Annotated in this window: 3 protein-coding genes; all 3 read right to left on the reverse strand. The window is 62.3% G+C overall.

Features of this window, described 5'->3' with window-relative positions; translation table 11 throughout:
* Window positions 1-11,091 (reverse strand): amino acid adenylation domain-containing protein (locus G9U53_RS27930; RefSeq protein WP_347570836.1); only part of this gene is annotated, 11,091 nt, incomplete at its 3' end.
* 457 nt (window positions 11,092-11,548) lie between these two features.
* The gene (locus tag G9U53_RS27935; RefSeq protein ID WP_207624682.1) at window positions 11,549-12,154 is read right to left on the reverse strand and encodes a 3-oxoacid CoA-transferase subunit B; all 606 of its coding nucleotides are present in this window, start codon (window positions 12,152-12,154) and stop codon (window positions 11,549-11,551) included.
* A gap of 41 nt (window positions 12,155-12,195) precedes the next feature.
* Window positions 12,196-12,951 (reverse strand): CoA transferase subunit A, encoded by a 756-nt coding sequence (locus G9U53_RS27940; RefSeq protein ID WP_007730192.1) that lies wholly within the window; start codon window positions 12,949-12,951, stop codon window positions 12,196-12,198.
* Window position 12,952 lies beyond the last annotated feature (1 nt).

Here is a 12,952-nt window from a genome sequence, read left to right on the forward strand (position 1 = left end):
CAAACGATTAGCCCGCACCGACAACTCACCATACGACAACGACTCGCCACCGAACCGCACCGCAACCCGATCACCAAACCGCGCAGCAGCATCATCGAACCACGCCGACAACGTCGAATCCACACCATGATCGATCTGGCCGGCACTGAAGCGGGACAGCAGGTTTCGTTCTCCATCGACCAAGATGTCAACGTCACCCACCGCTACGGTGGGATCAGCAGTCACCGCACGGAAGGTCCTTACCAGCCGATCACCGAATTCCACAACGGTCGACTCGTCGAACAGATCCGTCGCATACGTCAAAGAGGCGGACATTCCGGCGGGTGCGCCGGCCTCGTCGGTTCGTTCGGTCAGGGTCAACTGGAGGTCGAATTTCGCCAACGCAAGATCGGCACTTTCGATCGACACTTCGAGGTCGCCCAGTTCGAGCGTTGTCTGTTCGTGGTTCTGGAACGTCAACGCCACCTGGAACAACGGATGACGAGCCTGCGAACGAACCGGATCGAGAACCTCCACCACACGCTCGAACGGAACATCCGCATGCGCGAACGCCTGCAAATCCACCTCACGCGCCGAAGCCAACAGATCCGTGAACGACATCGACGGATCAACCTCGGTGCGCAACACCAAAGTGTTGACGAACATACCGATCAGATCGTCGAGCTGCGCCTCACCGCGACCCGCGATCGGTGTACCGATCGCGATGTCGGTCGTTGCGGACAAACGAGAAAGTACGACGGCGAGCGCTGCGTGAACAACCATGAACGGTGTCGAGTTACTGCTGTGCGCAATCGAATTGACAGCTTCGTGCAGGGTGGCGTCGATATCGAACTCGACCTCGGCTCCGCGCCCTGAAGCGACCTCGGGACGCGGACGATCGGCAGGCAGATCCAACTGCTCCGGAAGATCAGCCAACGCATCCGACCAGAACGCAATCTGCTTCGCGATCACGGACCGCGGATCGTCCTCGGACCCGAGAACCTCACGCTGCCACAACGAGTAATCGGCGTACTGCACCGGCAACGGCGTCCAAGCCGGCACCGACGCTCGTGTACGTGCTTCGTAGGCAACCATCACGTCACGGGTCAACGGACCCATCGAGAAACCGTCGGTCGAGATGTGATGCACGACGAACACCAGGACGTATTCGCTGTCGCCGACTTTGAAGAGCTTGGCGCGCAACGGGACTTCGGACGTCACGTCGAAGCCGACTGTCGCCAGCTCGGCGACGCCCGCAGCCAGGCGATCTTCCGTGATCGACACGGGGCTGAGATCGACGACAACGTCTTGGACGTCGAGGACGTCCTGATAGCCGACGCCGTCGACGTCTGGATACACAGTTCGCAGTGATTCGTGTCGGCCCACGACATCGATCACGGCGGCGTCAAGAGCTGCCACATCGAGGGCGCCCGAAATCCTGATCGCCGCCGGGACGTTGTTCACTGCCGACGCGGGTTCGAACCTGTTCAGGAACCACATGCGCTGCTGCGCCAACGAAAGTGGGATCCGAGCTGGCCGGGGCTGCTGCACCAGTGGGGCGGTGGCGCCCGAACCGGCGTGCAGCTCGAGCCGGACGGCGAGTGACTGCACGGTCGACGCTTCGAAGAGCGCACGAACCGGAACGCTTGTGTCGAGCGCCTCTCCCAGCCGAGCGGCGACACGGGTCGCGATCAACGAGTTGCCGCCGAGTTCGAAGAAATCGTCGTCGCGGCCAACCTGTGCGACTCCGAGAACTTCGGAGAACACCTGCGCGACAGTCTCTTCGACGGTCGTGATCGGCGCCTGGTACACCTTGGACTCGAATACGGGCGAGGGCAGAGCCTTGATGTCCGTCTTGCCCGCGGTGGTCAACGGAATCGAATCGAGCACCAGTACCGAGTCGGGGACCATGTAGCCGGTCAGGAACGTCGACACCGACTCGATGACCTGTGCGGGATCCACCTCGGCGCCGGCCTGCGACACGACGTATGCAACGAGACGATCTCCGAAGTGATCGTCGGAACGAACGAGAGCAACAGCTTGCGCAACGCCCGCGCAACGGGTCAGCGCGGCCTCGATCTCGCCGAGTTCGATACGGAACCCACGGATCTTGACCTGGAAGTCACTGCGGCCCACGTACTCCACTGCGCCACCGTCGATCCACCGGACCACGTCACCCGTGCGGTACAACCGCTCTCCCGGCGCCCCGAACGGGTCTGCGACAAAACGACCCGCTGTCAATGCCGGCTGTCCCAGGTATCCACGAGCGACCTGAACACCCGACACGTACAACTCACCTGCGACACCAACCGGAACGGGCTGCAAGCGGCCGTCCAAGATCCGCGCGGCCATTCCCCGAATCGGGCCGCCGATGTTCATACGATCAAACGCGGTCAGCGTATCGCTGATGTTCGAGGCGACTGTCGACTCCGTCGGACCGTACGCATTGAAGAATCCACGCACACCGCCATCCGGAAGCGGCACCGCCCACTTGGCAACGAGAGACCGCGAACTGGCTTCGCCACCGACGACAACCACCCGCAACGCGTCGAGCCCGCTCGGATCCACTGATGCCAGCGCAGCGGGCGTCACGAACGCATGCGTCACGCCCTCCGAGCGCAAGATCTCGGCCAATTCCGCGCCGCCGTACACCGTCGTCGGCGCAATCACCATCGTCGATGCTGCTCCGAATGCCATCAGCAACTCGAGAACAGAAGCATCGAAACTCGGCGAGGCGAAATGCAGCGTTCGAGCATCCGCGGTCAGCGCATAGCGCTCGACCTGCTCGGCGCAGAAGTTCGCCACACCCGCATTGGTGACCACAACGCCCTTGGGCAGACCCGTGGTGCCAGAGGTGTAGATGACGTAAGCAGGCTGCCGCTCGTCGATCGCACTGCGTCGATCCGAATCACTCACCGGCGCGCAAGATTCTGCCGCGCACGCCGCCACTGTCTTCTCGTCGTCGAGAACAACCCACGTCAACGCCGACGGCAATCCTGCCTCGACGTCACTGAGCGCAAGACCCAGCACCGCACCGGAATCGGAGATCATGTGGGCGATACGGTCAACCGGATACGTCGGGTCGACGGGCACGAATGCAGCACCCGTTTTCACCACTGCCCACAGAGCGAGAACCGAATCGGCCGAACGCGGAATCGCGATCGCGACCCGATCCTCCGGCCCGACGCCCTTCTCAATCAGAACACGAGCGAGTCGCGACGACCGCTCGTCGAGTTCGCGGTAGCTGATTGACTGACCGTCGAAGCGAATCGCATCCGCCGACGGATCCAAAGCGGCCGCCGCTGTGAGGATCTCGACCAGGGTTCCCGAGACCGACTGACCTCCATGAACATCGGCCAGCACACCCCGCTCGGCCGCATCGAGAATATCGATGTCACCGACGACAATCGAAGGAACCGACACGACGGTCTCGAGGATACGAACCAGACGCCGAGCAAACCCCTCGACCGTCGAAACGTCGAACAGATCTGCAGCAAACGTGAATTCGGCCGAGAGCCCTTGCTGGATCCCGTCTTCGCCGATCGACTCTGTTACTGCGAGTTCGAGGTCGAACTTGGCAGTGGTCGTGTCGATTTCGGCGGCCTTGATCGCCAGTCCCGGCAGTTCCAATGCCGTTTGCGCGAGATTCTGCAAGGACAGCACGACCTGGAACAGCGGATGTCTGGCCTGCGACCGGGCGGGAGCCAAGACGTCCACCAACCGCTCGAAGGGCACGTCCGAGTGAGCGAACGCTCCGAGCGCAGAATCACTCGCCGCAGCCAGCAGATCCGTGAATGCCTGGGCCGGGTCGACCTCGGTCCGCAGAACAAGCGTGTTGACGAACATGCCGACGAGATCGTCGAGCGCCTCGTCGCCACGACCGGCAACGGGAGTGCCCACGGCGATGTCCGAGGTTCCGCTCAGTCGGGCCATCAGAACGGCAAGCGCCGAGTGCAACGCCATGAAGAGCGTCGCGTTGTTCTCCCGTGCCAGCGCGTCCAATCGACGGTGCACATCCCCGGAGATCTCGAACGCGAATCGCTCGCCGCGCATCGACGCCACATCAGGCCGAGACCGGTCCGACGGAAGCTCGATCACATCCGGTAGGTCTGCCAGAGTCTCGGTCCAGTACGAGATCTGCTGCGAGATCAGTGATTCCGAGTCGTCTTCCGACCCCAGAACCTCACGCTGCCACAACGAATAGTCGGCGTACTGCACAGTCAACGGCTGCCACGCCGGCGCGATCCCGTCCTTGCGTGCCGAGTAGGCAATCATGACATCGCGAGCCAGGGGCGCCATCGACCAACCGTCAGCGGCGATGTGATGAACCACGATCGCAAGGGTGTGCTCGGTGTCGCTGACCGTCAACAGGCGGACACGGATCGGCACGTCGACAGTGACGTCGATCGCTGAGGATCCGATTGCAGCGACTCGACTTTCGAGCTCGTCCGGATCCGAAACCGACTCCACGGTCAGCCCGCCGAACGCCTCCGAAAGCGACAGAATCGACTGCTTCGGTCCGGAAGCCCCGTCCGGATATACCGTTCGGAGCACCTCGTGCCGGGCCAGTACGTCCTCCAGCGCCATTTCCATCGCGGCAGTATCGAGATGACCAGTCAGGTGCAGAGCAAAAGTGATGTTGTAAGCAGCTGAGTCGGTGTCGAAGCGGTTCAGGAACCACATGCGCTGCTGCGCCAGCGACAACGGAATTTCCGCGGGACGCACCTGTGCGACGAGCGCCTTCTGCCCGCCGCTACCTACGTGCGACTCGATGTGTGCGGCGAGCGCCTCGACGGTGGAAACGTCGAACAGCGTTCGCACCGGCACCGTAGTGTCGAGCGCCCGCCCCAATCGGGAGGTGACCTGAGTAGCCACCAGGGAGTTGCCACCGAGTTCAAAGAAGTCGTCGTCGAGGCCGACTCGTTCCACTCCGAGAACATCCGCAATCACCTGCGCGACAATCTCTTCCACCGGCGTGGTGGGTGCACGAAACTCGCGGACCTCGAAAACAGGCTCCGGCAAAGCCCGGCGATCCAATTTGCCCACCGGGGTCAACGGAACCTCAGCGAGTTCCATGATGACGGACGGAACCATGTAGCTCGGCAGAGCCTCCGCCACGAACGAGGCGAGCACGTCCCGATCGAAACTCGACCCGTCAGCCAGTTCGACGTAGGAAACGAGGGTTGTGACACCCGCCGCGCCTTCGCTTCCGACCGTCACCGCGAAGCGCACAGACTCGTGCGAGGACAGAACTGCGTCGATCTCACCGAGTTCGATACGGAATCCGCGAACCTTGACCTGGAAGTCACTGCGGCCGACGTATTCGAGAACCCCCGCGTCACCGCGCGCGTCTCCGCCGGTCCAGCGCACGACATCGCCGGTCCGGTACATTCGCTCGCCATCCGGCGAATACGGGTTGGCGACAAACCGTTCCGCAGAAAGGCCTCGCCGCTCATGGTAGCCGCGAGCCAATGCAGCGCCCGCAAAGTAGAGCTCTCCCCTGGTACCGACTGGAACAGGATGCAGACGCTCGTCGAGTACCAGTGCCGACATGCCCTCGACGGGACGCCCGATGTCGATCGATCGGCCGATCGCGAGATCGCCGAACGACGAGATGATAGTGGTCTCGGTCGGACCATACCCATTGAAGTAGGCGCGCCCTGGGGCCCATTTCGCCAGCAACTCGGGAGTGGTCACGTCACCGCCGACGGAGACGACTCGCAATTCAGGCAGCTCTGCCGGCTCCATGGTCCCGAGTACTGCGGGAGTGATGATCGCGTGTGTGACCTTCTCGGAATGAAGAAGATCCGACAACTCGTGTCCACCGATAATTGTCGACGGAACGATCACCAAAGTTGCACCCGCGGAGAAGGCGACCATCCATTCGAGTACCGACGGGTCGAAGCTCGGTGAACAGATATGGAGGAAGCGCGAGGACTGTTCTACCTCGTAGCGACGCTGTGCTGCGTCTCTGACCCCACGGAGTCCACCGTGAGTGACGCTGACACCCTTCGGTTTTCCCGTGGAACCGGATGTGTAAATGACATATGCAACGTGAGAACTGTGAATCGGAGCGATTCGGTCCTCGTCCGTGACCGGCGCTGAAGATTGCGCCGACAGTTCTCCGTTCAGCGCCTGGCCGTCAAGGACCAACCATTCTGTGACCGCAGGAAGCTGATCTACGAACTGTCCCGACGTGAGTCCCATCGCGGCCGAAGAATCGGCCAGCATGTGCCGGACACGATCTTCCGGATAACTCGGGTCGACTGGGACGTATGCCGCCCCTGACTTCGCCACCGCCCATACTGCACAGACCATCTCGTACGAGCGAGGAAAGGCGAGAGCAACAATGGTCTCGGGGCCGGCGCCACGTCCGATCAGAACCCGTGCGAGCTTCGACGACTGCTCATCGAGCTCTCGATAGGTGATCGATCGACCCTCGAAGCGCACAGCAACCGAATCCGCCTCAGCCGTGCCGGACAGGAAGATGTCGACGAGACTCTGCCGGGGCATCGTGTCATCCGCGGCTACGACCGTCAGATCGGTGCGCTCGGAGCGTGAGAGCAGGTCGATATCGCCGACGATCGTTTCAGGTCGGGTAGCCACGGCATCGAGGATGCGCACGAACCGAGTAGCGAAAGTGTTCACCGTGGCCGGATCGAACAGGTCCGTGGCATAGGTGAAGGTGGCGCTCAAGACGTCCGAGTCTTCGCTGCCTTCAGGATTCTCGGACACCATGAGCTCGAGATCGAATTTGGCGACCGGTACTTCCAATTCAGCTGCAACTGCTTTGACACCTGAGAATTCCAGTTCGCGTCGTCCACTGATCTCCGCAGTGAGCGCAACCTGGAACAGCGGGTGTCGAGCCTGCGAACGCGCCGGACTCAGAACTTCGACCAACCGCTCGAACGGCACATCGGCATGCCCGTAGGCAGACAAGCCCGATTCCCTTACCCGAGCGAGCAACTCTTCGAATCGTTCGTTCGGATCGACCTCGGTGCGAAGCACCAGGGTGTTCACGAACATGCCGATCACGTCGTTGAGCGCTTGATCGCCTCGCCCACCGATCGGGGCACCGATCGCGATGTCGGAGGTACCACTGAGCCGGCTCAACAGCGTTGCATATGCCGCCTGCAACACCATGAACAGCGAGACGCTCCTCGAGCGCGCCAACTCGTTCAACTTGCGCGTCGTGCGTTCGCTGATCTGAAAATGGTGCTTGGCGCCGTGATTGGACGCGATGGCAGGACGAGGTCGGTCGGTCGGCAGATCCAACTGATCCGGCAGATCGGCAAGTGCCCGGCGCCAGAAGTTTATCTGGCGAGACGACTCCGAGCGCGGGTCTTCGTCGGATCCCAGTGCTTCGCGCTGCCACAGGGCGTAGTCGGCGTACTGAATTGGCAGCGGCGTCCACGCCGGCGCAGACTTCTCACTTCGCGCCGAGTAGGCGACGAGAAGGTCACGTGCGAGCGGACGGAACGACAGTCCGTCTGCAGCGATGTGATGGAGAACCATCACCAGGACGTAGTCCGTCGGAGACACCTCGAAGAGGGCAACCCGTACCGGGATTTCGAGCGTCACGTCGAAGCCGCGAGACGCCACGTCGAACAGCGCCGCGTCGAGATGCGAATTCCGAATCTTGACCGGATTCAACTCCACCGCGGCCCGGTCGACCGGCAGAACCAGCTGTTGCGCGGTTCCGTCGACATCAGGGTAGATCGTCCGCAAGGACTCGTGTCGCTCGAGAAGATCCATCACCGCGGCATGCAGGGCGGACGGGTCCACCGAACCGGTGAGCCGGACCGTGAACGGAAGATTGTAGGCGGGCGTCGACGGATCGAGACGGTTGATGAACCACATGCGCTGCTGCGCAAGCGAGAGCGGGACGACCTCGGGACGAGGCTTGGCGATCAGCGGGGTGAGCTGCCTGGCGTTGCCCGCCACCGACTCGGCGCGGGCCGCCAGGGTGGCGACCGTGGTGGATTCGAAGAGCTCTCGAACGCCGAGTTGCACTCCCAATGCCGAACCCACTCGCGTCACTAATTGTGTTGCAACCAGAGAGTTTCCACCGAGCTCGAAGAAGTCGTCATCGATACCGACGCGCTCGACACCGAGAACGTCGGCAAACACGTCCGCCACGATGCGTTCGATTTCGGTGCGGGGCTCGCGGTACTGCTTCGCACTCGCGAACACCGGCTCGGGCAACCCGGCACGATCCAATTTGCCACTCGTGTTGAGCGGCAACGCATCGAGCACCATCAACGCGGCCGGAACCATGTACGACGGGAGGCTTCGGCCGGCGAACTCACTGAGCACCGCAGCATCGATGTTTCGGCCTGGACCCGGCACGACGTAGCCGACCAATTGATCACCGGTCGGGGTGACGGTCACCAAAACGACAGCCTGCGAAACGTCGGGGTGCGCCAGAAGGACGGTCTCGATCTCGCCGAGTTCGATGCGCTGCCCGCGGAACTTCACCTGGAAGTCTGTACGCCCGATGTAGTCGAGATTTCCGTCCTCACGGCGACGAACGAGGTCGCCGGTCCGGTACATACGCTCACCGGCCGTGCCGTACGGATTGGCTACGAACCGATCCGAGCTCAGGTCCGGTCGACCAACGTATCCGCGCGCGAGTTGAACGCCGGCGAGATAGAGCTCACCCGGCTGCCCGATGGGGGTCGGGCGAAGTTGTCCGTCCAGTACGTGCGCCTGAGTGTTCCACTGCGGCATACCGATCGGCACGGAAGTAGTATCCGTGGCCACGGCCTCGTAGTACGTGACCGATACCGCGGCTTCGGTCGGACCGTACAGGTTGTGCAGTCCGGCTCCACAGAGTTCGCGGAAGGCGGAAGACGTCTCGGGCGGGAGCGCCTCGCCGATGACGAACACGTGGCGCAACGAATCACAAGATCCGGCAGGTGCATTCGCAGTGAACAGCGTGAGCATGGATGGCACGAAGTCGGTGATCGTGACGCCGAGCTCCGCGATCTTGTTCGCCACGTAGATCGGGTCTCGATGACCGTCCGGAGTCGCGACGACGAGCGTGGCGCCGACCTGCAACGGCATGAAAAATCCCCACAGCGACACGTCGAATGTCGTAGCGGTCTTCTGCAGGTAGATGTCCGACGCCGAAAGCCCGTACTCGGCGTTCATCCACTGAAGCTGATTGTTGATCGCCGAGTGAGTGACCGCGACACCCTTGGGTCGACCGGTCGAACCCGAGGTGTAGATCACGTACGCAGTGTTCGAGAAATGCAAGGGAGACAGGCGATCCGCGTTGACGATCGGTCTGCTGTCGAGCTGCCCATAGTCCAGTGTGTCGATCTCGATGACCCGTGTGCCCGAGGGCAGATCCACGTCGTCCCGCGCAGTGGTCACAACACACGTGGGCTGCGCCGACTCGAGAATGTAGGCGGTGCGGTCGGCTGGGTGGTCGGGATCCACCGGTACCCAGGCTCCGCCGGCCTTGGCAATCGCGTACAGACCGACCATCAAGTCCAAAGACCTGCGGATCGACAGTCCTACAAGCGATTCGGGCCCAACACCCATGGCGATGAGTTGACGAGCCAAACCATTTGCGCGAGAGTCGAATTCGGCGTACGTGAGGCTGGCGCCTTCGAAAATGACAGCGGTGGCATCGGGAGTTCTCTCGACCTGACGCTCGAATGCTTCGGTGATGGTCTGCGAGGCAACGTGGAAGCCGGTGCGGTTCCACAAGGCAACCTTGTTTCGCTCCTCGTCGGTTGCGACAGGAAGATCCCAGACCTTGCGGCTCGTTTCGGCCGAGACGAACTTCTCGAGAAACTCTACGAACCGCGAGTGATTTCGCTGGGCGTCCGCGGGCGCGTACAGATTGGGATTCGACTCGAAGTCGATGTGTGTGCGGGTATCGCCGACGCTCTGATACAGGTTGACACCGAGGTCTTCGATCAAACCCGTGGACAAGATGTGAAGTTCGCCGACGAGGGGCCCGAACGCCAACTCGGTGGAAAACATCATGATGTTGATCCACGGGCCGAAGAATCCGCCCCGGCCCGGCCCGTCACCGCCGCGAACCATGTCCTCGTGTCGGTATCGCTGGTGGCGCAGTGCGCCGGACATTTCGTTCCTGACGTCGTCCAGAAGCTCCTGGACGGTGGTGTCCGCAGTGACGGTCAGTCGCAGCGGCACGACGTTGGAGACCATGCCTCCGGATCGACGCAGCACGGCTGTTGTTCGACCGGAAACGGGCAGACTCAGCGACACGTCCTCTCGCCCGGTCATCTGAGCGAGGTACGCCGCAAACGCCGCGACGACAGTGCCGGCAACAGTGGTCTTCTCGATGCGCTCGAGGAACCGCCCGAGCAGAGCCTCGACGTGGTTGGACAGCGCTGCACTGTCGATCCGACTGACTGGAGCCGGCGCGGCACTTCGACCCGCGAGGCTCGAGATCTCGTCGAGATTCTCGATCTTGTCTGCCCAGTACTTGCGATCGGTTTCGAAACGACTCGACTGGCGGTACTTGTTGTCCACCTCGTAGACGTTCCGGAGATCGGAGGCCTCACTCGGCTCCGGATCCCGGCCCTCCACGCGCGCCGAGTACAGCTCCGCCACACGAGTGACGAACGTCGACGCACCGAATCCGTCGAGAATTGTGTGGTGGACCCGCGTGTACCAGTAGTAGCGATTCTCGCCGAGCCGCAGGATCGTGGCAGAGATCAAGCGGTCCGTGAGCATGTCGATCGGCCGGCTGCGATCTGCTCGCATCCACCGCATGGCAGCGTCGTGCGAGTCGTCTTCACTACGAAGGTCGACGTAACCGACCGAATCATCGAGTGTGGGGTCGATGATCTGGTAAGGCTGGGCGTCGATCTCGAAGATCCGGACGAAGGCCGACCCGATTTCGCGACCGGCGTCTGCGCAGGCCTGCCGAAGGGCGTCAAGTTCCAGAGCACCACGGAGTTCGACGTACTGAGCGATGTTGACCGGAACGGCGGGATCGAGGTGTTGCGCGAACCACATACCGAGCTGGGCCGCGGAAAGCGGGAATGCGTCGGATCGCTGAACGTCTTCCGGCGAGCTGCCGACCTCCGGCTTGCCGCTCCCCAGTTCTCCGTTACCCAGCGAATTCACGCCCACAGCCTCTCTTCCACACCATTGCGCACCCGTGCGAGCCGAACGTCCGATTCGCAGCAGCTACCGACCTCATCCAACCTCGACGAGCCAGAACCACCCATTGTCTCCGATACATAGGTGACAAGAGAAATCCATACCCCGGTGTATCGACGGTTTTGTTGCAATTCGTTACAAATCGCCCAGCTCATCTACCCCCCGATCGCATTGCCGAAACGCACCGTTCAGACGCGGCGCGCGACACCTCTCCCCCTGGGACAATCAATTGCAACCGACGATCTACACCCCAATCCACATCAGTCACCTCGGACAATTTACAGGGCCGCCGGGTACTGGGTGTCTGAGCTCGAACAAGATTCGACAGTCGCTGATCGAGACTATCGGTACTCGCCGACAGACCGACGAAAGAACGCGCCGACCAGCGGTCGGCGCGTTCTTCGATTTACGGTACGAAGCTTCAGGAAAAGCCCACACCAGTCACACTCTTCAGGTGCTCGCTGCTGACCCCTGGAGCCAGCTCCACAAGCTGCAGCCCGTCCGCGGTGACGTCCAGCACTGCCAGGTCGGTGATGATCCGGTTGACGACGCTCTGACCGGTAAGCGGCAGCGTGCAGGCCTCGACGATCTTGGGATTGCCGTCGCGGTCGGTGTGCTCCATCACGACGATGACGCGGCGGGCTCCATGGACCAGGTCCATCGCCCCACCCATGCCCTTGACCATCTTGCCCGGCACCATCCAGTTGGCAAGGTCACCGGTCTTCGATACCTGCATCCCGCCGAGCACCGCGGTGTCGATGTGACCACCGCGGATCATCCCGAAGGAGAGGGCCGAGTCGAAGAACGCGGCACCAGGATTGACGGTGACGGTTTCTTTACCGGCATTGATGAGGTCGGCATCGACCTGATCATCGGTCGGATACGGTCCGGTACCGAGGATGCCGTTCTCGCTGTGGAGGACCACCTTGACGCCCTCGGGCAGGTAACTGGGGATCAGAGTCGGCAGGCCGATGCCGAGGTTGATGTACTCCCCCGGCCGCATCTCGGCGGCAGCGCGAGCGGCCATCTCGTGGCGGGTCCAACCGATACGAGTTTCCTCTGCGCTGCTCACTTGGTACCTCCTGAGACGGTCCGCTTCTCGATCCGCTTCTCCTGTGGGCCTGTGTGTACGACGCGCGCGACGAACACTCCAGGTAGGTGCACGTGTGCGGGGTCGATGTCGCCCGGCTCGACGAGGTTCTCCACCTGCGCGATGGTGATCCGGCCGGCCATGGCAGCAAGCGGGTTGAAGTTCATCGCCGTCTTGTTGAAGACGAGATTTCCTTCGGTGTCGCCGTAGTCCGCGTGCACGAGCGCGAAGTCAGCGGTGATCGCCTCTTCCAATACATACGTGCGGCCACCGAACACTGCCGTCGCCTTCGGTGGCGACGCCACGGCGATCGAACCGTCCGGGTTGTATCGCCACGGCAAGCCGCCCTCGGCGATCGGGGTGCCGACGCCGGCCGGAGTGTAGAACGCCGGGATGCCGGTACCTCCAGCTCGCAGCCGCTCGGCCAGCGTCCCCTGCGGCGTCAACTCCACTTCGAGCTCACCGGCGAGATACTGGCGCGCGAACTCCTTGTTCTCCCCCACGTACGACGCCGTCACCCTGGCGATCCGGTGCGCGCCGAGCAGAATGCCGAGACCGTAGTCGTCGACACCGCAGTTGTTGGAGAACACCTCGAGATCGGTGGCGTCGCCGTCGGCGATCGCCGCGATCAGTGCGTCGGGAATACCGCACAGCCCGAAGCCGCCCACTGCGAGCCTGGATCCGCTCGCGATGTCGGCAACTGCCTCAGCTGCCGTATTCACGACTTTGCTCATC

This window comes from Rhodococcus sp. D-46 (assembly GCF_011290655.1).
GTDB lineage: Bacteria > Actinomycetota > Actinomycetes > Mycobacteriales > Mycobacteriaceae > Rhodococcus_F > Rhodococcus_F qingshengii.

Bases quoted from the DNA above. Each gene is read 5' to 3' on its own strand.
- G9U53_RS27935 (WP_207624682.1), bottom strand. From the start codon at position 12,154: ATGGCCGCTCGCGCTGCCGCCGAGATGCGGCCGGGGGAGTACATCAAC.
- G9U53_RS27940 (WP_007730192.1), bottom strand. From the start codon at position 12,951: ATGAGCAAAGTCGTGAATACGGCAGCTGAGGCAGTTGCCGACATCGCG.